The organism is Actinomyces sp. oral taxon 169 (assembly GCF_013394715.1).
Lineage (GTDB): Bacteria > Actinomycetota > Actinomycetes > Actinomycetales > Actinomycetaceae > Actinomyces.
Window position 1 is genome coordinate 1873095 of the sequence record NZ_CP058259.1, and the last position, 23631, is coordinate 1896725.

Annotated in this window: 18 protein-coding genes; 8 read left to right on the plus strand and 10 right to left on the minus strand. The window is 71.0% G+C overall.

Annotated features, from left to right (window positions below):
- The first annotated feature begins 52 nt into the window (after positions 1–52).
- Positions 53–889 (plus strand): spermidine synthase, encoded by an 837-nt coding sequence (locus HW274_RS08045; protein ID WP_260679030.1) that lies wholly within the window; start codon positions 53–55, stop codon positions 887–889.
- Between the two features lie 61 nt (positions 890–950).
- Here the strand turns inward: HW274_RS08045 and HW274_RS08050 are convergent, their stop codons facing one another.
- Entirely contained in the window at positions 951–1889 is a 939-nt protein-coding gene (locus HW274_RS08050; RefSeq protein WP_010613651.1) for a PAC2 family protein, read from the minus strand.
- A 495-nt stretch (positions 1890–2384) separates the two neighbouring features.
- On the opposite strand from HW274_RS08050, the gene HW274_RS08055 reads away from it, so the two are divergent.
- The 3 genes from HW274_RS08055 (at position 2385) to HW274_RS08065 (ending at position 8942) form a co-directional block, all read left to right on the plus strand.
- Positions 2385–5000, plus strand: coding sequence for an AAA family ATPase (locus HW274_RS08055; RefSeq protein WP_185988543.1), 2616 nt, complete (start codon positions 2385–2387; stop codon positions 4998–5000).
- Between the two features lie 159 nt (positions 5001–5159).
- Positions 5160–7085 (plus strand): AMP-binding protein, encoded by a 1926-nt coding sequence (locus tag HW274_RS08060; protein WP_075253331.1) that lies wholly within the window; start codon positions 5160–5162, stop codon positions 7083–7085.
- A gap of 75 nt (positions 7086–7160) precedes the next feature.
- On the plus strand, positions 7161–8942 hold the full coding sequence (locus tag HW274_RS08065; RefSeq protein WP_075253330.1) for an AMP-binding protein: 1782 nt from the start codon (positions 7161–7163) through the stop codon (positions 8940–8942).
- A gap of 39 nt (positions 8943–8981) precedes the next feature.
- On the opposite strand, the gene HW274_RS08070 is transcribed toward HW274_RS08065, so the two are convergent.
- Together HW274_RS08070 and dapA are read right to left on the minus strand one after the other, a co-directional pair.
- Complete coding sequence (locus HW274_RS08070) at positions 8982–9428, minus strand: pyrimidine dimer DNA glycosylase/endonuclease V (protein WP_185988544.1); 447 nt, start codon at positions 9426–9428, stop codon at positions 8982–8984.
- 22 nt (positions 9429–9450) lie between these two features.
- Positions 9451–10347, minus strand: coding sequence for a 4-hydroxy-tetrahydrodipicolinate synthase (dapA, locus tag HW274_RS08075; RefSeq protein ID WP_075253328.1), 897 nt, complete (start codon positions 10345–10347; stop codon positions 9451–9453).
- A 119-nt stretch (positions 10348–10466) separates the two neighbouring features.
- Here dapA and HW274_RS08080 point away from each other — a divergent pair, with 119 nt between their 5' ends.
- Positions 10467–11225 carry a GNAT family N-acetyltransferase gene (locus HW274_RS08080; RefSeq protein WP_075253327.1) on the plus strand — a complete coding sequence of 253 codons (759 nt, stop codon included), beginning with the start codon at positions 10467–10469 and terminating at the stop codon, positions 11223–11225.
- Between the two features lie 53 nt (positions 11226–11278).
- Here HW274_RS08080 and dapB read toward each other — a convergent pair whose 3' ends face one another.
- Together dapB and HW274_RS08090 are read right to left on the minus strand one after the other, a co-directional pair.
- Positions 11279–12031 (minus strand): 4-hydroxy-tetrahydrodipicolinate reductase, encoded by a 753-nt coding sequence (gene dapB, locus HW274_RS08085; RefSeq protein WP_075253326.1) that lies wholly within the window; start codon positions 12029–12031, stop codon positions 11279–11281.
- A gap of 42 nt (positions 12032–12073) precedes the next feature.
- Positions 12074–12703 carry a TetR/AcrR family transcriptional regulator gene (locus HW274_RS08090; protein ID WP_075253325.1) on the minus strand — a complete coding sequence of 210 codons (630 nt, stop codon included), beginning with the start codon at positions 12701–12703 and terminating at the stop codon, positions 12074–12076.
- A gap of 122 nt (positions 12704–12825) precedes the next feature.
- Between HW274_RS08090 and HW274_RS08095 the strand changes: the two genes are divergently transcribed.
- Positions 12826–13722: an oxidoreductase gene (locus tag HW274_RS08095; protein ID WP_075253324.1), complete on the plus strand. Its 897-nt coding sequence runs from the start codon at positions 12826–12828 to the stop codon at positions 13720–13722.
- Positions 13723–13806: 84 nt separating this feature from the next.
- Here the strand turns inward: HW274_RS08095 and HW274_RS08100 are convergent, their stop codons facing one another.
- The 4 genes from HW274_RS08100 to HW274_RS08115 form a co-directional block, all read right to left on the minus strand.
- Positions 13807–15213, minus strand: a complete 1407-nt coding sequence (locus tag HW274_RS08100) for a pitrilysin family protein (RefSeq protein ID WP_185989594.1) — start codon at positions 15211–15213, stop codon at positions 13807–13809.
- 184 nt (positions 15214–15397) lie between these two features.
- On the minus strand, positions 15398–17755 hold the full coding sequence (locus HW274_RS08105; RefSeq protein ID WP_185988545.1) for a polyribonucleotide nucleotidyltransferase: 2358 nt from the start codon (positions 17753–17755) through the stop codon (positions 15398–15400).
- Positions 17756–18288: 533 nt separating this feature from the next.
- A complete protein-coding gene (rpsO, locus tag HW274_RS08110; RefSeq protein WP_185988546.1) occupies positions 18289–18558 on the minus strand; it encodes a 30S ribosomal protein S15 in 270 nt (89 codons plus the stop codon).
- Positions 18559–18779: 221 nt separating this feature from the next.
- The gene (locus tag HW274_RS08115; protein ID WP_185989595.1) at positions 18780–19805 is read right to left on the minus strand and encodes a bifunctional riboflavin kinase/FAD synthetase; all 1026 of its coding nucleotides are present in this window, start codon (positions 19803–19805) and stop codon (positions 18780–18782) included.
- Positions 19806–20091: 286 nt separating this feature from the next.
- Between HW274_RS08115 and HW274_RS08120 the strand changes: the two genes are divergently transcribed.
- Positions 20092–22422 carry an FtsX-like permease family protein gene (locus tag HW274_RS08120; RefSeq protein WP_185988547.1) on the plus strand — a complete coding sequence of 777 codons (2331 nt, stop codon included), beginning with the start codon at positions 20092–20094 and terminating at the stop codon, positions 22420–22422.
- 11 nt (positions 22423–22433) lie between these two features.
- Positions 22434–23255 carry an ABC transporter ATP-binding protein gene (locus tag HW274_RS08125; protein ID WP_185988548.1) on the plus strand — a complete coding sequence of 274 codons (822 nt, stop codon included), beginning with the start codon at positions 22434–22436 and terminating at the stop codon, positions 23253–23255.
- Between the two features lie 10 nt (positions 23256–23265).
- Here HW274_RS08125 and HW274_RS08130 read toward each other — a convergent pair whose 3' ends face one another.
- Positions 23266–23568 (minus strand): hypothetical protein, encoded by a 303-nt coding sequence (locus HW274_RS08130; protein WP_185988549.1) that lies wholly within the window; start codon positions 23566–23568, stop codon positions 23266–23268.
- Positions 23569–23631 lie beyond the last annotated feature (63 nt).

Here is a 23631-nt window from a genome sequence, read left to right on the forward strand (position 1 = left end):
CTGACGGCCCCCGAGGAGTCCGCCCGCGCTCCTCTCAGGCTACCGTGGGGCTGTGACACGTAGACGCAGGAGCTCCGGGGCCCCGGCGCTGACCGATCTGCCCCCAGGCCCGGTGCACACTTCCCTGGCCACGGCCGAGCTCGTGGCGCGAGACACCGGGATCCTTCTCATGCTCGACGGCGCGGAGTCCTCCTTCTTGGACCTGCGCGACCCCTCCCACCTTGACTTCGAGTACCACCAGCAGATGGACGCGGTGCTCTCGGCCCTGCTCGGCGAGGGCAGCCCCGTCAGGGCGCTCCACCTGGGCGGGGCGGGCTGTGCCCTGGCCAGGGCGTGGGACGTGACCCGCCCCGGCTCCCAGCAGGTCGCCGTCGAGATCGATGAGATCCTCGCGAGCCAGGTGCGGACCTGGTTCGACCTGCCCCGGTCCCCCAGGCTGCGGATCCGGGTCGGCGACGCCGCCGAGGTGGTGGCGGGGCTGCGGCCGGGCCAGTGGGACGTCGTGGTGCGCGACGTGTTCAATGGTGGGAGCGTGCCGGCCTCCTGCAGGAACCGGGAGTTCTTCGACTCCTGCCTGAGGGCGCTGGCTCCAGGAGGACTGCTGCTGGTCAACACCGCCTCCATGCCGCGTGCCCTGGCCGGCGCTGAGATCGCCACACTCGCCGGCGCCCTGGACGGGGACACCTCCCGCGTGTTCATCGTCGCCGACCCCGCTGCGGCGCGTGGCCGGCGCCGGGGCAACCTGGTGCTGGTGGCCCGCCAGGACCCTTTCACAGCCGATGAGCTCGAGGAGGCCGAGCGCGCAGTGCGCCGCCTGCCGCTGCCGGTGCGCACCTGGTCGCTCGATGACGCCGCGCTACCGCGCCCAGAGGGTGGCCGGGCCCGCTAGACCCGCATGAGGCGAATGACCGGCCGCGCCGGTCCGGGCTGCTGGCGGCGCTCGGTACCGTTCAGCCCCCGCGGCCGGGGTTCCAGCCCTGGGGCCCCAGGTCCCCGGAGTCGTTGGCCTCCAGGAAGGCCTCCAGGCGCGCGCCGATCTCCTCGGCGCTGGGCAGGTTGAGGATCGGCGCGGAGGTGTCGACCTCATCGATGGCGATCCTGGGGGCCATGGCGTCGTACTGGGCCTCCAGGGCGGAGACGACGGCACTGACCTCCGGCTGCTGAGCGGCCTCGGCGTTGATCTCGGCGCGGTTGATGCTGGCGGCGGCCTCGAGGTCCCCCACCGGCAGCGCCAGGCCGGTGGCCTGCACGACGGCGGTCAGCAGCGCCGAGGCTCCCTGCGGGAACTCGTCGCGGGCCACGTAGTGCGGGATCGCGGCCGAGACTCCCCGAGAGTCCAGGCCCAGCTCGCCCAGACGCAGCTCGAGGTAGGCCGACATCGACCCGGGCAGCTCGACGTGCCCGAACAGCTCGGGCTGGTTGGGCAGCAGGTCGGGCTGGCTGCCGTGATGGTGCACGTAGGTCGGGCGCGTGTGGGGCACGGCCATGGGAATGCCGCTCATGCCGACGGCCTGGCTCACGCCCATGGAGACGGCCAGGTGGGCCACGGCTCCGACGAACTCGTCCCAGCGGTAGTCCGGCTCGCTGCCGTGGAGCAGGAGGACGTCCTCGCCGTCGTCGTCATGGAGGAGGTCCAGGACCAGCTCGGGCATGATGACTGAGGAGTAGTTGTTGTGGACGAAGGTCATCGTGGGACGCCGGGCGCGGTAGTCCACGAGGGCGTCGATGTCGAAGGTGGCGACACGCTCGCTGGGGAGCGTCATAAGCAGCTGGTCGACGGCCAGCGCGCCGGCGTTGCCGGCGTCCATGGCGCCCTCGAAGTAGTGGATGAGGACCCTCGGGGAGATCGGCTGATCCGCGGGGTGCTGGATGGTGAACAGTGGTCTCACGAGCCCGTCTCCTCCTGTCTGGTCTGGTTCATCCTCCCGTGGCATGGGTCCGTTGGTGCGCTCGCCGCCCGAGGTGACGGGCGGGCGAGACCGACGGCGCCGGGGAGGGCGTGTCCGTGTCGTGCAATGGTCATGGTCTGGGCATGGCCTGGGTTCGGCACCCGGAGCGTTCCCGTTTGAGTCGCTTCCTGGTCGAGCGACGTCGAGCGTCCTCGGCCCAGTGAGACGATTCGGCGTTTTATCAGGATTCGTCCGGGTGAGTGCCCGGGAACGGCGGTTAGCGTCCTGGGCACTCCTGCCAACACCTTCTGGATTGTCGATGTTCCCGCCCGCGCCGGGTTCGGGCGCCTTGTTCGCCCTCGGCGTCCCCGTCGGGGCGTCAGCAGGAGAATAATGGGTCGACCGTACTGAAGCCATCACCGACCCCAGTACCCGTCAGCGTCAACCAGAGCCGGCCAGTGCACCCCGCGCGCATGCCTGCCAGAACCAGAACCGATGCGAGGCCTTGTGAGTCAGACGATCCCCTCTCGCCCACCGCACTCCCAGCAGGAGACGCCGTCGCGGGCGGAGGAAGATGCGGGCAGTGTCCGCGAGCGCGAGATGCGCGGTGAGCAGGTCGTCGTCGACCTCGCCTACAGCGAGCTGGACCGCCAGCTGGCTCAGGCCCGCCACTCCCTGGCCCGCACCGAGGCCCAGGGCGTCAGCGGCACCCACCAGTCCCGCGGGGAGCGGGACGCCTACGCCGTGCACTACTCGTCTCTGGTCTCCTCCCTGGAGGGGGTCGAGGACCGTCTGGTCTTCGGACGGATGGATATGAGCACCTCGCCCGATGATGCGTCGGACTCGGGGTCCTCCGGACGGGTCCCGACCTCAGCCTCCGGTTCTGGCAGGGGCATGGGCGGCTCCTCCCCGGTCACTGACGGGGGGCGGCGCCACTACGTGGGGCGCATCGGTCTGCAGGACGCCCAGCACCGTGAGGTGATCCTGGACTGGCGCGCCCCGTTGGCCCGGGCCTTCTACCAGGCCACGGCCTCCGAGCCCATGGGGCTGGTGCGCCGGCGGCACATCGACACCCGGGCCCGTCAGGTGCTCGGGGTGGAGGACGAGGTCCTGGACCTGACCGCCCTCGAGGCCGGCCAGGTCCCGTCCGGTTCGTCGGGGACCGCTGTGGCCGCCGGGGACCTGCAGGGCGAGGGGGCGCTCATTGCCGCGATGTCCAGCGCCCGTGACGGCCGCATGGGTGACATCGTGGCCACGATTCAGGCCGAGCAGGACCGGGTCGTCACCTCCTCGGGCCGGGGTGTGCTCGTGGTCCAGGGAGGCCCGGGGACGGGTAAGACGGCGGTGGCGCTGCACCGGGTGGCCTACTTGTTCTACTCCGAGCGCGAGCGCCTGGAGCGTTCCGGCGTGCTTCTGGTGGGGCCGTCGCGTACCTTCCTGCGCTACGTGGAGCAGGTGCTGCCCTCCCTGGGCGAGACGGGGGTGGTCTCCACGACGATCGGCGACCTGGTTCCCGGGGTGCGGGCCACGGCCCAGGAGGACGCGCGCGTCGCCGAGCTCAAGGGGCGCTCCCTGTGGGTCAAGGCCCTGGAGCGGGCGGTGCGGGGCCTGCAGCGCGTCCCGGATGCTCCCCGTGAGATCGAGGTCCAGGGGGTGCGCCTGTCCCTGGAGCCCGACGACGTGCGTGAGGCGGCCTCACGGGCCCGTCGGGGCGGCAAGCCCCACAACCTGGCCCGCGAGGCATTCGTGATCTGGCTGCTGGAGCGTCTGACCGACCAGTACGCGGCGGCCACGAACCAGGACGCCTCGGATGCTGACACGCGCGCCTGGATCCGCGAGGACATCCGTACCGCCCGTGACGCCCGCCGGGAGATCAACCTGTGCTGGATGCCGACGACGCCCCAGGGGCTGCTGGAGCGGCTGTGGAGCCGGCCCGCCCTCCTGGAGCAGGTGGCGCCCTCCTTGAGCGAGCAGGAGCGTGCGCTGCTGCGCCGTGAGCCGGGGAGCGCTCTGAGTGCGGCGGACATCCCGCTCATTGACGAGCTGGCTGAGCTGTTGGGCCCCAGTGAGGACGCACAGGCCCGGCGCGCCCGGCTGGAGGCCCGCCGCCGTGAGGACCTGGTGGCCTACGCGGCCCAGGCGATCGAGTCTCAGGAGCTGGGCGGCGGGATGGTCAGTGCCGAGATGCTGGCCGACCGGGTCTCCCAGGGCGGTCCGACTCTGACTCTGGCCGAGCGGGCCCGGGCGGATCGGACGTGGACCTACGGGCACGTCGTCGTCGATGAGGCTCAGGAGCTGGGCACCATGGCGTGGCGGGCGCTGGCGCGTCGCTGCCCGGTGCGCTCCTTCACGGTGGTGGGGGACCTGGCCCAGTACTCGGGCCCCCACGCCCCGGGCAGCTGGGGCGAGGTGCTCACCGCCCTGGGGACGGCGTCGGCTGAGGATGCTGCGGAGGCCCAGGGCCGGTCCCGGTCGCAGTCCCGTCACCGGGCCCGTTCGCGTTCGCGCCGGGGCCGGCAGTCGGGGCGCTCGCGCGGAGGGTCGACCCCGCTGCGCGAGGAGGCCCTCAGCGTCTGCTACCGCACGCCGGCCACGATCATGGAGGCGGCCGAGGAGACGGTGACGCATCTGGGCCACCCGCCGGTCTACCCGGTGCGCTCGGTGCGCGACCTGCCCGGCTGCCTGGAGGTCACCGATCTGTCGCAGTCCCCTCAGGGCGCCCAGCCCGATGCCTGGGCGAGCCTCCTGCGCGAGGTCGTCGCCCAGGAGTCTGCCCGCCTGGACGAGCAGGTGGGGGCCGGCGTCGGGCGCATCGCGGTCATATGCCCCTCCCCCGGGCGTACTGAGGCGCTGCTGCGCCAGGACCCGGACCTGGCCGCCGCGATGGAGGCTCCGGGAGGCGACGTGCTGCGTTCGCGGCTGCTGGTGGTCGACCCGGTGCTGTCCAAGGGGCTGGAGTTCGACGTCGTGGTGCTTGTGGATCCCGCTGAGATCGGTGAGCGCAGCGCGGGCGACCTGTATGTGGCGATGACTCGTCCCACGCGCCGCCTGCGGGTGGTCAGCCGCCTGCCGCTTCCCCGGGGCCTGGAGGCGCGTCCCTCCGGTCGGTGAGCCGGATCGCACACGACCGTCACCGCCACCGACCACGCAGGTTACGCCACCGTAGGTTACGGTTGATCCTGAGTTCTCATCGTCGCTCCGGGCGGCACCCGCGACGGGCGAGACCTTCCCCGTCGGGGGAAGGCTCACGGCAGACAAGGGGGAAGACCCATGAGTGCTTCACGCACGTCGGTAACCGCGCTCACGCGCGGCGCCGCGTCGGCGGCCGACTCGGACGCCTCTGGCGATGAGGCCCTTGAGGCCGTCTACCGTCAGGCGGGGGTGCCCTCCACGATCCCGGCGGTGAGCGAGCCCCTGTCGTGCATGCTGCGCGACGCCGCCCGGGACTTCCCGGACCGGGTGGCCCTGGACTTCCTGGGCGCCACGACGACCTACTCCCAGCTGGAGACCCAGGTGGCGCGGGCCGCGGAGGCCATGCGGGGCCTGGGGGTCGGGCGCGGGGACGTCGTCGGGGTCATTCTTCCCAACTGTCCTCAGCACGTGGTCGTGGCCTACGCGGCCTGGCGCATCGGGGCGATCGTGGCCGAGCACAACCCGCTGGCGCCCGCCGCCCAGCTGCGCGAGCAGTTCCACATCCACCGCGGGCGCGTCATCATCGCCTGGGAGAAGACCCTCGAGCGTCTTGTGGCGGCGGTGGGCTCCCTGGAGGCGGCGGGCCTGGGGGGCCTGAGCGTGTACTCGGTGGATCTGTCCCGTCATCTTCCGTTGCGCAGCCGCCTGGCCCTGAGGCTGCCGGTGGCCGCTGCCCGCACCCAGCGCCGCGAGCTGCGCGGCAAGATCCCGGCAGGGGTGCGCTCCTGGGACGACCTGGCCGCCTCCGCCATCCCCTTGGCCACGGGCTTCCCGCTGCCGAGTGTCTCGGAGGCGGCAGCTCTGCTGTACACCGGCGGGACGACGGGCACACCCAAGGCCGTGTGCCTGACCCACGAGAACCTGCGCTCCAACGCCGAGATGTCCTTGGCCTGGGCGTCTGGCACCACGAGCGTGGGTAAGGAGACCTTCTACGCGGTCCTGCCCTTCTTCCACGCCTTCGGCATGTCCCTGTCGCTGCTGTGCGCGGTGGGGCTAGCCGCCACCCAGGTGGTGCTCCCCAAGTTCGGGGCGGACCTGGTGCTGGCCGCATGGAAACGCCGCCCGGCCACATTCTTCCCGGGGGTGCCGGTCATGTTCGACCGTCTGGTGACCCGGGCGCGGGCCACGGGGGCGAACCTGTCCTCCTGCAAGATCGCCGTGTGTGGGGCGGCCCCCAACCCGCTGGCGGTGGCGCAGGCCTGGGAGGAGGCCACCGGTGGCACCATCATCGAGGGCTACGGGATGACCGAGTCCTCCCCCATCATCCTGGGCAACCCGATCTCGCCGGCGCGTCGGCCCGGCACCCTGGGGGTGCCCTATCCCTCCACGCAGGTGCGCCTGGTGGACCCTGAGGACGTTGAGCGCGAGGTGGCTCCCGGGGAGGTCGGCGAGCTGCTGGCACGCGGCCCCCAGGTCTTCGCCGGCTACTGGGACAACCCCGAGGAGAGCGCCGAGGTGCTGCTGGACGGGGGCTGGCTGCGCACGGGCGACCTGGTGCGCCAGGAGGCGGACGGCTTCTACGTCATCGCCGACCGCCGCAAGGAGCTCATCATCTCCGGGGGCTTCAACATCTACCCCACGGAGGTGGAAGCCGCGGTCCGCTCGATGCCGCAGGTGGAGGAGGTCGCCGTCGTCGGGCTGCCGGCCGAGGCCGGCAATGAATCCGTCGTCGCCGCGATCCTGCCCAAGGAGGGCCAGACGGTCACCCTGGAGCAGGTGCGCGAGTGGGCGGCCAAGAACCTGTCCAACTACGCCCTGCCGCGCCAGATCGCGATCCTGACCGAGATGCCCCGCTCCCAGATCGGCAAGGTGCTGCGGCGCGTGGTGCGCGACGAGCTCCTGGCGGCCCGGGAGGCGGCCTCCGGAGCGGCGACGGCGGCGGCCGTCTCCATCGTCGAGCACTTCCCCGGCCGGGGTGAGCGCAAGGACGGCGGTCAGCCGGAGGGCGGTCAGGACAGCAAGGCCAGCAAGGCCGGGCCGCATGACAGCGCGGCCTCCCGCTGAGGGCCCGATCTCAGATCGCAGCCGTTCCAGAACACCTGACTGCTCCCACTCACAGCCCGATTCAACTCCACAGACATGACTGACAGCACGATCAACGCCGCCGCCTCGCCGCAGCAGGCGGCCCAGGACCACCGCCACTACCTGCGCCCTCACTACCAGCCCGGTATTCCCGCGGCGATCGAGGTTCCCGACGCGCCGCTGAGCGAACTGCTGGAGACGGCGGCGCGCTTCTACCCCGACCGGGTCGCCATCGACTTCCTGGGTGCGGCGATGACCTACCAAGAACTGCTGGAGGCCTCGGAGCGGGCGGCGCAGGTGCTGCGGACCTCGGGGGTGCACAAGGGCGACCGGGTGGCCCTCATCATGCCGAACTGTCCGCAGCACGCTGTGGCCCTCTACGGGGCGCTACGCGTCGGCGCAGTGGTGGCCGAGCACAACCCGCTGGCGCCCGCCGAGGAGATCCGCTCCCAGCTGGACGCGCACGGGGCCCAGGTCGTCATCGTGTGGGAGAAGGGCGTCCGCCTCGTCACGGATGCGGCTGATAGTTCGCACGACGGCGATGTGCTCCAGGGGCGCACGGTCTTCAGCGTGGACCTTTCAGCTGCAATGCCGGTGCGTCTGCGCGCCGCGCTGCGTCTCCCGGTGGAGCGGGCTCGCCGGCAGCGGGCCGCCTTCCGGGCCCGGAGCCTGCCGGCGGGGGTGCGCTCCTGGGACAAGGAGGTGGCCGGCGCCCACCGGATCCCCTCACGCTTCCCCTACCCGTCCGGCTCCGACATCGCGGTCCTGCTGCACACCGGTGGGACGACCGGCACCCCCAAGGCGGCGATGCTCACGCACACCAACTTGCGGGCTAACGCCAACCAGGCCATCGCCTGGGTGCCGATGCTGCATGAGGGCGGGGAGAACTTCCTGTGCCTGCTGCCCTTCTTCCACGCCTTCGGGCTGACCTTCAACCTCTTCTGCGCGGTGCAGAAGGCCGCCACCCAGGTGATGCTGCCCAAGTTCTCGGTGGATCAGGTGCTCGCCGCGCACGAGCGGCGCCCCTTCACCTTCTTCGTCGGCGTGCCGGTCATGTTCGAGCGGATCCTCGACGGCGCCCAGAAGCGGGGCACGAACCTTGGCACTCTGCGCTACGGCGTGTGCGGGGCGGCCCCGATGCCGCCGGAGGTCGGGGCCCGGTGGGAGAAGGCGACCGGCGGTTTCTTCGTCGAGGGCTACGGCATGACTGAGACGAGTCCGATCGTGGCGGGCACGCCCATGGGGCCCTCGCGCCGACTGGGCGCGTTGGGTCTGCCCTTCCCGTCCACGGACGTGCGCCTCGTGGACCCGGAGGACCCGGATCCCGAGCGGGAGGTGCCCGACGGCGAGCCGGGCGAGCTGCTGGTGCGCGGCCCCCAGGTCTTCGCCGGCTACTGGGAGGACGAGGCGGCCACGCAGGCCGCGATCCTGCCGGGCGGCTGGCTGCGCACGGGCGACATCGTGCGCCGGGAGGACTCCTTCCTGTGGATGGCCGATCGCAAGCGCGAGCTGATCCTCACCGGCGGCTTCAACGTCTACCCCAGTCAGGTGGAGGCGGCGATCCGCTCGATAAGGGGCGTGGCCGACGTCGCCGTGGTGGGGCTTCCCGACGGTGCGATGGGCGAGCTCGTGTGCGCCGCCGTGGTCCTGACCGAGGGGACCGTGCCGGGGTCGGTGACCCTGGAGGCGGTGCGGGAGCACGCCGAGCGGATGGTCCCGCGCTACGCGCTGCCGCACCGCCTGGAGGTCATTGAGGAGATGCCGCGTTCCCAGATCGGCAAGATCCTGCGCCGTGTCGTGCGCGAGCAGGTACTCGCCAGAGCCGCGGAAGAGGGCTGAGCGGCCGCGGTACCGGTCGCCTTTGAGCCCGCCCCAGGCTTACGGGGTCAGTGCCCGCTCCCAGGGCTCGACGTCGCCGGGGACGACCCGGAAGATCGGGTGCGCTTCAAGCCGCTCCGGCAGAGGCAGGAGGTCGGGGGCGCGGCCGGCCAGCTTGGCCTCAAGGTGCCTGCGCTCCAGTTCCATCTGCCCCGCGGTGACCGTCAGGCTGACGCCGGTGCACTCCGGCTCAGGCAGGTCGATGCGGGTGGTGTCGAAGCGGTAGCCGCGCCGGACGGCCTCCTCGCGCAGCCCCCACAGGTAGGCACCCACCGCCACCGCTGGAGTGACCGGATCAGGAACGGCGCGGAAGCGTTCGAGCTGGGGGTGGTTGCGGTAGCCGCGGGTGCGCCCGGCCAGGACTGCCTGGGCCAGGAGTGACTCGCGCCAGCAGGCCACCAGACCCGCACGGTCCAGGTGGCTCGGATGCAGCGACCACATGCGCATAGCGAGCGTGTCCTGCCGGTTCTCAAAGCAGTCCGGAGGCTGCCAGAACCTCACGCAGGGCGGCGACCTCGGCCTCCTCGGCGCGCACGAGGGGCAGGCGCAGGGCGGGGCTGGGCAAGCGTCCCTGGAGGTGCAGGGCCTCCTTGGCCATAACGGCCCCCTGCCCGCCGCCCATAATGGCGTGGACCAGGGGGCGCAGGCTGCGGGCAAGGGTGCGGGCGCTGGCCAGGTCTCCGGCGTCGACGGCGTCGATCATCTGGCGCCAGGAGTGGGCGTCGGCGTGGGCAGCCACGGAGATGACGCCGGAGGCGCCGTGGGTGAGCCAGGCGAAGTTGAGGCCGTCGTCTCCGGAGTAGTACTCCAGGCCGGTGGACTCCATGCGGCGGAAGCCCTGCTCGACGTCGCCGGTGGCGTCCTTGACGGCCTTGACGCGGGGGTTCTCGGCCAGGCGGGCCAGGGTCTCCTCGGTGATCTTCACGCCGGTGCGCCCGGGGATGTCGTAGACCATGACGGGCAGGTCGGTGGCCTCCACGACGGCGTTGATATGCCGGTAGACGCCCTCCTGGCTGGGGCGGTTGTAGTAGGGGGCGTTGATGAGCAGGCCCTCGGCTCCGGCCTCCTGGGAGGCCACGCCGATGCGCACCGCGTGGGCGGTGTCGTTGGAACCGGCGCCGGCCATGACCATGGCGCGCCCGGCCAGGGCGTCCTTGACCTGACGGATCAGCTCCTGCTTCTCAGGGGTGTGGGTGGTCGGGGACTCACCGGTGGTGCCCGACAGGAGGATCAGATCGGCGCCGTCGTCGACCAGGCTGACCGCCAGGGCTCGGGCGGCGTCGTAGTCGACCTCCCCACTGGGCGTGAAGGGGGTGACCATGGCGACGCCGACGGAACCGAAGCTGCGGGAGGGGGCTGCGCTCATGGCGCCACCCTAACGTGCACCCGGCCCGCTGGGGGCCTCTTCTCATGATCTGTCTCATAGGCACCTGTGTTCCCGCCTGGGCTCGTCGGCCCGGCGGGACCGTCACCTAGGCTCGGTCCATGACCTCCTCGACCCCCTCACCTGCATCGCCATCATCGTCCTCCGAGAGCCGGGACGGCTCCGTCCTGGGCGCCGACCCTCTGGCCGGGCTGAACCCCGACCTGGACGCGCGTACGCCGCACCACCACTCCCCCAACTCTCACGACTGTGCGGAGCATGACCATGACGGCCCCCAGGCATCGGGGGGCTTCGTGCGCCCGGCTCGGGCGGAGGACCTGACGGCGATCGGGCAAGTCCAGGCCGCCACCATGCTGGCCTCCCTGGAGGCCGGCCACACCGCCGAGCACAGTGCACCCCTGCCCGAGGGTGTGCGGGCGATGATCGCCGCCCCCGTCATCGCGGCGGGCTGGGAGACGGCGGTGGCCGCGCCACCCTCGCCCGAGCACCACGTCCTGGTGGCCACCACCGCCCAGGCGGATGCTGCGAGCCGGACGGTGGTGGGCCTGCTGGGCCTGGCCCCCACCCAGTCCATGGACGCCGAGGGCCACGTCGACGAGGCCGGGGTGCAGGCCGTGGAGGTCACGGCCCTGGGCGTGGAGCCGGCCAGTCAGCGCCGCGGGCACGGCTCCCGGCTCCTGGCGGCGGCCGTGGACCTGGCCCGTCAGGACGGGGCCAGGGCGCTCGTGGCCTGGGCGGTGCGCGGGGACAAGTCGGTCAGCCGGCTCCTGTCCTCGGTGGGCATGGCGCCGACCGGGGCCCACCGGGTGCTCGGCGTCGGCGAGGGCATCACTGAGGACTGCTGGGCGGCCTCGCTGTAGCGCCTCACCGTTCCTGACCGACTCCCGCCTGGTTCCTTACCCTCTCCCCCGCCTCAGAGGTCGAGCAGGGCGTCCAGGCCGATGGTCAGGCCGGGGTGGCTGGAGACCTGCCGGACAGCGAGGACCACGCCGGGCATGAAGGAGGCCCGGTCGAAGGAGTCGGTGCGGATGGTCAGCTGCTCACCGGGGTTGCCCAGCACAACCTCCTCGTGGGCGGTCAGCCCCCGCAGGCGCACGGCGTGGACGTGGACGCCGTCGACCACTGCCCCGCGAGCGCCGTCGGGGTCGGTCTGGGTGGCGTCCGGCATAGCACCCAGGCCCGCTTTGGCGCGAGCGGCGGCGATGCCCTGGGCGGTGGCGACCGCGGTGCCCGAGGGCGCGTCGACCTTGTTGGGGTGGTGGAGCTCGATGACCTCGGCGGACTCGAAGTAGGGGGCGGCCTTCGCGGCGAAGCTCATGGCCAGCACGGCGGACAGGGCGAAGTTCGGGGCGATGAGGACGCTGCGGCCGGCGGCCTCGGGCCGGGCCAGGTGCTCGCGGATGCGTCCGTAGGACTCCTCGGTCCAGCCGGTGGTGCCCACGACGACGTCCACTCCGGCGTCGAGCAGGGCGTGGACATTGGCCTCGGTGACGCTGGGGACGGTGAAGTCGACGGCGACGTCGGCGCCCGCCAGGTGCTCGGCGTCGAGGGTGTCCCCCACGTCCAGGCGGGCCACGACCTCGAGGCCCTCGGCGTCTTCCACCGCCTGGCAGACGGTCGATCCCATGCGCCCGGCGGCGCCCACAACAGCTACGCGAATCGTCATGGCTCCACCCTAGCGACTGGCCCGCCCGCAGCGGGGGCCGTCTTACTGACCGTCCTCGAGCAAACCCGGACGGATGAGCTCGAGCCAGCGCCGACGGATCTCGGCGGAGCCCTCGCCGGGGTAGAAGACCATGAGGATGTAGAGGTCGGAGACGGTGAGATCGCGTCGCAGCCGGCCGCTGGAGCGCCCCGCCTCGATGAGGCGCCCCAGCGCCTCGGTGGCACGAGTCTCGGGCTCGGCGTACTCCACCTCCGCCCCCAACGCCTGAGCAACACTCTTGGCGGCGTGGCTGCGGGCGATCATCTCCAGGGCCCGCTGCAGGAAGCCCAGGAGCTCCTGGGCGGCATCGGACCGTCCGGCCTCGACGCGCTCCCAGGCGCTTTGAGCGTCATCGGCCAGGGCCTCGACGTACTCGTTGACGACCGCCGCGAGCAGGTCGGCCTTGTTGGGGAAGTGCCGGTAGAGCGTGCCCACGGCCACGCCGGCCACCCGAGCGATCTCCCCCATGGCGACCTCAGCGCCCTGCTCGGTGACCAGCTGCTTGGCGGCCTCCAGGATGGCAGTGCGGTTGCGCACCGCGTCGGCACGCCGTGCCGAGCGCTCCGACGTCGCGCCACGAGTCTGCGCCACCGCCCTATCCCGATCGGCCGCATCATGGGTCACCCGAGCCATCCTTCTCCCCTTCCTCAGGTCTGCCCGATACCGTGCCGAGCATCGCACTTGCACAAACATGAATCTACATTCATGATAGTACCTGAACGAGGATTCATGTTAACGAGAGGACACCTCAGACGATGACCACCACCACGTCCGATCAGGCCACCGCCACTACGAGCTCTCCTGCCGGCTCAGCAGACCACGGCACCACCCGCACCGCGCTCGTCACCGGCGCCTCCTCCGGTATTGGCGAGGACACCGCCCGCAAGCTCCAGGCGCTGGGCTACATCGTCTACGGCGCCGCCCGCCGCACTGACCGTCTCCAGGCCCTGACCGCTGACGGCATCCGCCCGCTGGCCATGGACGTGACCGACGACGCCTCCATGAGCGCCGGCGTGAACCGCATCCTGGAGGAGACCGGCCGCATCGACGTCCTGGTCAACAACGCCGGCTACGGCTCCTACGGGGCCATCGAGGACGTCCCGATCGACGAGGCCCGCCGCCAGTTCGAGGTCAACGTCTTCGGTCTGGGGCGCCTCACCCAGCTCATCACCCCGCACATGCGCACCCAGGGCTCAGGCACCATCATCAACATCTCCTCCATGGGCGGGAAGCTGACCACGCCGCTGGGCGGCTGGTACCACGCCACCAAGTACGCCGTCGAGGCTCTGAGCGACGCCCTGCGCATGGAGCTGCGCCCCTTCGGCATCGACGTCGTCGTGGTCGAGCCCGGCGGCATTCGCACCGAGTGGGCGTCGATCGCCGCCGACCACCTGGAGGCCACGGCCGAGGGCAGTGCCTATGCCGATCAGATCCGGGCCGTGGCCGGAGCCATGCGCAGCGAGTCGAACAGTCGGCGCTACTCCCCGCCGGAGGTCATCGCCCGCACCATCGGCAAGATCGTCACCGCCCGCCACCCCCGGACCCGCTACGCCGTGGGCTTCATGGCCAAGCCGCTCATTGCCGCGCGTCGGGTCCTGCCGGACCGCGCCTTCGATCAGCTCATCGGTGCCGCCTTCGGCTTCCGTCGCTGAGCAAAGGCCCGGCCCACGCGGACCAGTAGCACCAGGGGCCGACGACGACTGCCTGTTGCAGTGCGTCGTCGGCCCCGTCAGTTGTCAGGCGACCGGGCCCACGAGGATGCGGGCGCGCTTCTGCTCCACCAGCCAGGCGGCCATCTCCCGGACCTCCTCAGGGGTGACGGCCTCCAGGCGGCGTAGGTTGTCCTCCATGGAGCGCAGGCGGCCGGTGACGACCTCGGCCCGCCCCAGGCGTCCCATACGCGCCAGGGAGTCCTCTCCTCCCAGGACCATGGCGCCGCGCAGCTGGCCGCGGGCGCGCATCATCTCCCGCTCGGTGACGCCGTGCCCGGCGAGTTTCTCGAACTCACCGATCATGACGGCGCACACCTCGTCGACGTCGCCGGGGGCGCAGCCCGCGTAGAGCCCGAAGGCTCCAGCACCGGCGTAGGAGGTGTCGAAGGCGTAGGTGGTGTAGGCCAGGCCCCGCTTCTCACGCACCTCCTGGAACAGGCGCGAGGACATGCCCCCACCCAGGATGGTGGTGAGCACGCTCATGGCCCAGCGCCGCTCATCGCGCACCGCAATGCCCTGGCAGGTCAGGTACAGGTGGCTCTGCTCGCTCTCGCGCGGGACGGTGATGTCGTGGACATCCAGGGGCGCGAAGGGCTCGATCTCGAAGCGGCGCTCGCGCGGGGCGGCGTCGGGTGAGGCGTCCCAGCCGGCTGCGGCCAGGTCGGCCAGGACCCGCTCGCAGACCTCGTCGTGATCGACGGCGCCGGCAGCGGCCACCACAAGGGTGTCGGAGGCGTAGGTGCGCTTGTAGTGTTCCCACACGGCGTCGCGCGGAACCGCAGTGACGGTCTCGTTGGTGCCGCCGATGGGTCGGCCCAGCGGCGTGTCCTCACCGAAGGCGGCGCGGGCGAAGGCCTCCTGGGCGACGTCGGCGGGGTCGTCGGCGGCATCGGCCAGCTCGGAGACGATGACGCCGCGCTCGGTCTCGACGTCGGTGGGCTCCAGGAGGGAGGAGGTCACCATGTCGGCAAGCACGTCGAGGGCCTGCATACCGTCAGGGGCGAGCACGCGGGCGTAGTAGGAGGTGTGCTCCTTGGAGGTGGCGGCGTTGGACTCCCCGCCGATCATGTCGAAGGCCTCGGCGATCTCGTGGGCATCCCGCGTGGCGGTGCCCTTGAACAGCAGGTGCTCCAGGAAGTGGGTGGAGCCCTCCTGGCCGGGCACCTCGTCACGGCTGCCGACGCCGAACCACATGCCGATCGAGGCCGAGCGCAGCCCCGGCACGGACTCGGTGATGACGCGCACCCCACCGGGCAGGACGGAGCGGCGGGTGAGCGCACCGTCGTCGTGCAGGCTCAGCTCGGTGCCGTCGCGGCCGGGCCGCCCGCGCCCGAGCTCCACCTCGGCGTAGTCGGTCGGGCTCGAGGACTCCCCGGTCACGGGGGTCGAGGAGGACTGAGAGGCGGCCGGCCAGTCTGAGCCGGCGCGCATGTCTGGGTTGGTCACCCGCGAAGACTAGCGGGCTGGCAGGCCCGGTGTCCTTCCCGCACCCGGCCGCGTCCTGCCGCGCGCAGCGAACGCACTGCCCGATGACGGCGGTGTCCCCGCCCGGACCAGAGGACCGGACGGGGACACCGGAGAGATGCGTCAGTCGGCTAGGGCCGCTGAACGGGTCTCACTCCTCCTCGGAGGACTCGGCGCTGCGCATGCGACGACGGCGCGGACGACGCTCACGACGCGGCTGCTCGCCGTCCTCGTCCTTGGCCTCGCGGCGCGAGCCGCCCTCACGGGAGGCCTTGCGGGAGGCCTCGCCCTCGGCCTCGGCGGCGAGCTGCTCGTCGGTGAGGACCGCGTGCAGGCTCAGCTTGCCACGCTGGTCGATCTCGGCCAGCTCGACCTGGACCTTGTCCCCCACGTTGAGGACGTCCTCGACGTTCTCCACGCGCTTGCCGCCGACGAGCCGGCGAATCTGGGAGATGTGGAGCAGGCCGTCCTTGCCGGGGGTCAGCGAGACGAAGGCGCCGAAGGTCGTGGTCTTGACCACGGTGCCCACGAAGCGCTCACCGATCTCGGGCATCTGCGGGTTGGCGATGGCGTTGACGGCGTCGCGGGCCGCCTCGGCCGAGGGGCCGTCGGAGGCGCCGATGTAGACGGTGCCGTCGTCCTCGACCGTCAGGTCCGCGCCAGTGTCCTCCTGGATCTGGTTAATCATCTTGCCCTTGGGGCCGATGACCTCACCGATCTTGTCCACCGGGATGCGCACGGCCAGGACACGCGGGGCCGTGGGGGCCATCTCGTCGGGGGCGTCGATGGCCTGGGCCAGGACGTCGAGGATGAACAGGCGGGCGTCACGGGCCTGGCCGAGCGCGCCGGCCAGCACCTCGGAGGGCAGGCCGTCGAGCTTGGTGTCCAGCTGAAGGGCCGTGATGAAGTCACGGGTACCGGCGACTTTGAAGTCCATGTCCCCGAAGGCGTCCTCGGAGCCGAGGATGTCGGTGAGGGTGGCCCACTTGGTCTCGCCGTCGATGACCTCGTGCATGAGGCCCATGGCGATACCGGCCACGGGCGCACGCAGCGGCACACCGGCGTTGAGCAGGGACAGAGTGGAGGCGCACACCGAGCCCATAGAGGTCGAGCCGTTGGAGCCCAGGGCCTCGGAGACCTGGCGGATCGCGTAGGGGAAGTCCTCGCGGGTGGGCAGGACCGGCACGAGGGCCCGCTCGGCCAGGTTGCCGTGGCCGATCTCGCGGCGCTTGGGTGCGCCCACGCGGCCGGTCTCGCCGGTGGAGAAGGGCGGGAAGTTGTAGTTGTGCATGTAGCGCTTGTGGGTGACCGGGGAGAGGTCATCCACCTGCTGCTCCATGCGCAGCATGTTGAGGGTGGTCACGCCCAGGATCTGGGTCTCGCCGCGCTCGAAGATGGCCGAGCCGTGCACGCGGGGCAGGACCTCGACCTCGGCGGCCAGGGTGCGGATGTCCTTCAGGCCGCGCCCGTCCATGCGCACTCCCTCGGTGAGGGTGCGGTGGCGCACGATCTTCTTGGTCACGGAGCGGAAGGCGGCCTTGAGGGCCTTGGTGTCCTCCTCGGTGGGGAAGGTCTCGGCGAGCTTGGCCAGGACCTCGTCGCGCACGGCGTCGGTGGCCAGGTCGCGGGCCTGCTTGCCCTCGGTGGCGATGGCGGCGGCCAGGCCGTGGGCCTCGGCGGCCTTCTCCACGGCGTCGTACTGCTCGTCGGTGTAGTCCAGGTAGAGGGGGAACTCGGCGGTGGGCTTCGAGGCGTGCTGGGCGACCTCGAGCTGGGCCTCGCACAGGGCCTTGATGTGGGGCTTGGCGGCCTCCAGGCCCTCGGCGACGACGGCCTCGGTGGGGGCCACGGCCCCGCCGTTGATGAGCTCCCAGGCGTGCTCGGTGGCGCCGGCCTCGACCATCATGATGGCGACGTCACCGGACTCCAGGACGCGACCGGCCACCACCATCTGGAAGGTGGCGCGCTGCTGCTCGGAGTAGCGAGGGAAGGCCACCCAGTGCCCGTCGATGAGGGCAAGGCGGGTACCGGCCACGGGCCCGGAGAAGGGCAGGCCGGCGATCTGGGTGGACATCGAGGCGGCGTTGATGGCCAGGACGTCGTAGTCGTCGTCGGGGTGGATGGCCAGGACGGTCTCAACGACCTGGACCTCGTTGCGCAGGCCCTTGACGAAGGAGGGGCGCAGCGGACGGTCGATGAGGCGGCAGGCCAGGATGGCGGCGGTTCCGGCGCGGCCCTCGCGGCGGAAGAAGGAGCCGGGGATGCGGCCGGCGGCGTACTGGCGCTCCTCGACGTCCACGGTCAGGGGGAAGAAGTCGAACTGGTCCTTGGGGTGCTTGCCCACGGTGGTGGCGGACAGGACGGCGGTCTCGCCGTCGAGGTAGGCCATGGCGCTTCCAGCGGCCTGCTTGGCCAGGCGGCCCGTCTCGAAGCGCACCACGCGCTTGCCGAAGGAGCCGTTGTCGATCACTGCCTCGGCGGCGGTGACCTCGGGGTCGTCAATGAACATGAAGTCTCTTTCTCGCGATCGTCGTGCCGGGTCCGTGGCCTTCGATCGAGGCCCACGGAGCCGGGTGCTGCCATACGCGGATCTCCTTGATCCGACGGCGCGAGCGCGGTTCCGGAGGCCACCACCGAAAACCGACGGGACCGGCCGCTCCCCGGGTCTCTTCCCGGAGGCGGACTGCGTCACCTGCGCACTCCTGGCCGGCTCGCACGCTGGGAGCGCATCGATGAGCCGGCAAGTACACGAGGGCACAGCCGTGCAGATTCTATCGTGCGAGGCCTCATGATGCCGATCAGCGCCGCCGGATGCCACGTGAGATGGGACGCGCGGAACCGATGCCTTCCAGGACTGGGCTCGACCGACCGCGACAAAGCGGTGACCAACGGCAGGACGAAACTGGCCTGCGCCCCGCAACCCACCAGGGCATCAAGGCGCCCTACACCTCGCTGCTCTGAGGGCGAAGCGCCCCCTCACACGCGACGCGGCCCGGCTCCCCTCCAGGGGCCGGGCCGCACGGCTCGAGGCTGTCAGCTCGCTCAGCGGCGGATGCCGAGGCGGGCGATGAGGGCACGGTAGCGCTCGATGTCCTCCTTCATGAGGTAGTCGAGCAGGCGACGGCGCTTACCGATGAGCAGGTAGAGGCCGCGACGCGAGTGGTGGTCGTGGGCGTGGCCCTTGAAGTGCTCGGTGAGGTTGGAGATGCGCTCGGTGAGGATGGCGACCTGAACCTCCGGGGAGCCCGTGTCGCCCTCGTGGGTGGCGTACTCGGCGATGATCTCTTGCTTGCGGTCTGCGGTAACCGACATGCGGACTCCTTCGGGTCTCGTTGCACGGAGCGCCGGGGCAGGTTCTCCCGGGCATGAGGTATCCGTGGCCGATCGACGGCCCGCCAACCTTACCAGCGCCACTTCCCTCCGATCACGCCAGAGGCTGTGCGAACCGGCACAGTTCCGGGGGCGGATGCGCGACGCAACGGTCAGACCCCCGACGGCGTGCGCCCGGCGACGGCTCGGCCCACCCGCCGGAGCTACTGCGCGGTGACGTCCTCGGGACGGATCGGCTCGGGGACCGGGACTCCCAGAATCCGTGCGGTGTCCTCGATATCGGCGCGCATCTGCACCAGGAGCGCGTCGAGCCCATCGAAGGCGAGCATGGGGCGCAGGCGCTCGACGAGCTCGACCCCCACCTCCTCGCCGTAGAGATTGAGGTCGGCGCGCCCCAGGACGTGAGCCTCGACGGTGCGCTGGGGGACGTCGTCGAAGGTGGGATTGGTGCCGATCGAGATGGCGGCGGGCAGCCGCTGGACATCGCCTTCGTCTGCGCAGCCGCGGATCAGCCAGCCGGCGTAGACCCCGTCGGGTGGCACGACGCCGGCGGTGGCGGCCTCCAGGTTGGCGGTGGGGAACCCGAGCTCGCGCCCGCGGCGCAGGCCTCGCACGACGACGCCGCGCAGCCGGTGGGGACGGCCCAGGACCCGGCTTACCTGCCGCATGTTCCCGTCCTTGAGGCACTGGCGGATCCACGTCGAGGACCAGCGACGCCCCTCGTCGGAGCGGATGGTGGAGACGATCTCCACCTCGAAGCCGTCCTGGCGACCGATCTGCTCCAGGGTGGCGGCGTCCCCGGAGTTGCGCCAACCGAAGCGGACGTCGTCACCGACGACGACCGCGCGAGCCCCGAGCAGCTCCTCCAGCCAGGTGCGCACGAAGTCCTGCGGGCTCTGGGCGGCGAAGTCGAGGGTGTAGGTGATGACCAGGACCGCGTCGAGACCGAGGTCCCCCAGGGAGGCCAGGCGGTCGGTCAGGGAGGCGATGAGGGGCAGGTCGGCCTCGGGCTGGTGGACGCTACGGGGGTGGGGGTCGAAGGTGACCGCGACGGCCAGGGGCCGCTCACCGTCGCGGGCGAGCTCGTGGGAGAGCTCGACGACGCGTCCCAGGACCGCCTGATGCCCGCGGTGGACGCCGTCGAAGATGCCCATCGTGACCACGGCACCCGGCCCTCCCGGAGCGCTCAGGCTCGCTGGCACCTGCTCGGCGCCGTACCAGACCTCCACTGTCGCTGTTCCTGCTCTCATCGGCCCGTGGGCGCACCGCGCCCCTGTCTTGATCCGCATCCGCATACCCCCGCCCACCCCGCCGGGTCGGGAGAGGTGCGTGCGCGGGACAACCCTGCCACGGGGGCGCGGCCGGATGCGAACCAGCCGCCCTCGACACGCCTTGACGCGTTTCGACCGTCAGTCTATTCTCGATACCGACCGTCAGTCGATTAGCGTCGAGACCGTTCCCTCATCTGGGAAAGAGACCGCAAGACCGAGGACAGACTCCAAGGAGGCTGCTGTCATGCTGATGCGACTTCTCAAGGCGGACCTGGCGCGCGGCGCCGTCGTGGCCGCCACCCTGACCGCCCTCATTGCCCTGGCGGCCGCACTGATGTCGGCCGGGACGTCCCTGGTGGTGGACAGCCTGTCGGCCACGCACCGGCTCTCGCAGCGGGCCAGGCTCCCGGACCTGGTGCAGATGCACTCCGGCCGGATCGACGACCGCGACCTGCAGGAGATCGAGACGTGGGTGCAGGCGCGCAGCGACGTCACCGACCACGAGGTCATCAAGACCCTTCCGGTAGCGCGCCAGGAGCTGTCCATCAACGGCGTCAACCAGTCCGATTCCTACAACGAGCCCGCCTTCATCACCTCCCCCAAGCACCTCGACCTCCTGCTCGACGACGACGGCGAGCCCGTCAGCCCGGGGCCGGGAGAGGTGGTCCTGCCGATCCACTACCGGGCGATCAACAGCGCCGATGTCGGCGACACCGTGACCGTCTCCAGCGCCGGCAGGACCACGACCCTGACCGTCGTGGGATTCGCACGCGACGCCCAGATGAATGCCACCATGATCCCCTCCAAGCGCCTGGTGGTCTCGCCCGAGGACTTCTCCGCCCTGGAGCAGCAGATCACCGAGCCCGAGTACCTCATCGAGATGAGCCTGACCGACTCCACCCCTCCCGGCGGCGTCATCGACGCCTACAAGGAGGCGGGTCTGCCCAGTAACGGCATCAACATCAGCGCCTCGATGATCCAGCTCATGAACTCACTCAACGCCATGCTCATCGTGGCAGTGGCCCTGGTGGTGGCTGTCATTCTGGCCGTTGTCGCCGTCCTCGCCCTGCGCTACACGGTGCTGGCGGCCGTCGAGACGGACCTGGCCCAGATCGCCGTGCTCAAGGCCATCGGGGCGCCACTGATGCGGATACGCCGCCTCTACGTGGCCAAGTACCTGGCTCTGTCAGCGCTGGGGGCGGCCCTGGGCTACGTGGCCGGCCAGCCCCTGGCCACCGCCCTGGAGGCCCCGACGACCCTCTACCTGGGCCGGCCCGCGACAACCCTGTGGAGCGTGGGGCTGCCGATCCTCACGGTTCTGGCTCTGGCACTCGGAGTCATCGGCTTCACCTGGTTGGCTCTGCGGCGCATCGGCCGCATCTCGGCCATCGAGGCCCTGCGCAGCGGCACCAGCGCCTCCCTGCGCCCACGCCGGCAGCGCTGGAGACTGACCACCCTTCGTCGCCTTCCGGTACAGGTGTGGCTCGGGGCGCGCGAGGCACTGCGCCCCTCCAACGCCCTGATGCTCGGTGTCCTGGCGCTGTGCACCTTCACCATGGTGCTGCCGACGAATGTCTCCTCGACTCTGAGCAACCCACGTGTGGCCACCTATCTGGGGGCCGGTCGGGCCGATCTGCGTATCGACGTGCGCGCCGGGGTCCAGGACCTGACCGCTGTGGAGAAGGCCGTCGACTCCGACCCTCGCATCACCCGGCACACCACGATGCTGCGCCGCAGCTACAAGATGTCCAGTGCCACCGGCGGCTGGGAGACGACGCTCATTGATATCGGGGACCACAAGGCCTTCCCCATGGAGTACCTCTCCGGGCGCGCCCCCACCACCGACGACGAGATCGCCCTGTCCTACAGCCAGGCCCAGGACGCGGGCACCAAGGAGAGCGCCACGGTCACCGTCCAGACCGCCGACGGCGACAAGGACCTGAGGGTCACGGGTGTTTACCAGGACATCACCAACAACGGGCATACCGCCAAGGCCACCTTCGACGACGGCGCCCCCGCGCTGTGGCAGATCGTCTACGCCGATGCCAGCTCCACCCAGCAGGCCAGCGCCCTTGCCAAGCAGCTGAGCGGCGAGTACCCGGGGATCCAGGCGATCAGCATGAATCAGTATGCCGCCCAGTTCTTCGGGGCGACTGGCTCCCAGGTCCGCGTCGTCACCACGCTGGCCTGCGCCATCGCGCTGGGGCTGTCCTTCCTCATCACGGTGCTGTTCACCGTCCTCATCGTCTCGCGGGAACGACCTCAAATCGGCGTCCTGATGGCGCTGGGGTGCACCAGACGGGCCGTTGCGGGGCAGTACCTCATCCGTTTCGGCCTCCTGGCGCTGGTGGGGACCGCCCTAGGCCTTCTGGGGGCCTCCGCTCTGGGCAGCCCCGCGATCGGGACGGTCATGGCCTCGCGCGGAGCCCCCGACCTTCAGCTCCTCCCCAACTGGTGGCTGGTGGGGCTCATCCTGCCGGGGGCACTGCTGGCCACCGTCGTCGGCGCCGTCGCCCTGGCCCTCAGACGCCTACGCACCATGCCCCTGACCATGACCCTGACCACCGGCGAGTAAGGAGAGACAGAATGCGTGCCTCCACCCCATCGCGCTCCCCATGGCGCACCGGCTCAGCAGCCGCCGGACCGACCGTGACCGCGGGAGCCGGGCAACCGGCTCTGCGAGCCCAGCACCTGTCCAAGAGCTACCACTCCCCCGTCCTACGAGACCTCGACCTGGATGTCGAGCAGGGGCAGTTCGTCGCCATCATGGGGCCCTCCGGGTCCGGGAAGTCCACCCTCCTGCACTGCCTGAGCGGTATGGACCAGCCCGACGCCGGCTCGGTACTCCTGGGCGGCCAGGAGATCACGAGCCTGAGCGAGAAGAAGCTGGCAGCGCTGCGGCTGACACGTTTCGGATTCGTCTTCCAGCAGGCACACCTCATGACCACCCTGTGCCTGCTGGACAACATCGTCCTGCCCGGGTTCCTGGCAGGTCTACGTCCGCGCTCCGAGGTCACGGCGCGTGGAGAGGAGCTCATGGAGCGCATGGGGATCGCCGAGCTGGCCACCAGCGGCGTCACCGAGGTCTCCGGAGGCCAGCTGCAGCGCGCCGGCATCTGCCGGGCCCTCATCAATGACCCCGGGATCGTCTTCGCCGACGAACCCACCGGAGCGCTCAACTCCGCCACCGCGCTGCAGATCCTCGACCTGCTCGGGGAGATTCATGCCTCGGGGACGACTCTGGTCATGGTCACCCACGACACCCAGGTGGCGGCCCGGGCCGACCGCGTCCTGGTCCTCGTGGACGGGCAGATCACAGAGGACCTGCTCCTGGGCAAATATGAGGAGGCTGAAGGACCCTCACGCCTGGCGACGGTCACCGAGGCCCTCCAGCGCCACAGCGTGTGACGGGGCCGGGTCAGTGGCCTCCGCAGCCGCAACCGCCACCGCCCGAGGCGGAGGCGGAGACATCGCGCAGGCCCAGCAGGTTACCGGCCTTGTGCCCGGGGGTGACGCCCTGCGGTGCTCCCGCTCCCAGGGCCGTCGTCACCGCTGAGGCGATGGCGACGGCGTCGACGACCTCCGGGGAGGTCTGCACGGGCTCGGGCCGGTAGCCCTCACCCACCGGCTGGGCGACTGTGGGCGCTGCGGCCCGCTCGTCCTGCTCGTTGCGCTTGCCGTGCCCGCCGCATCCGCAGCGGCATCCTCCGGTCTGGCTCATCATGTCTCCTCACGCAAAGGTGCTCATCGGGTGTGCTTTCGCCGGACGGGCCGGCGGCCCGGG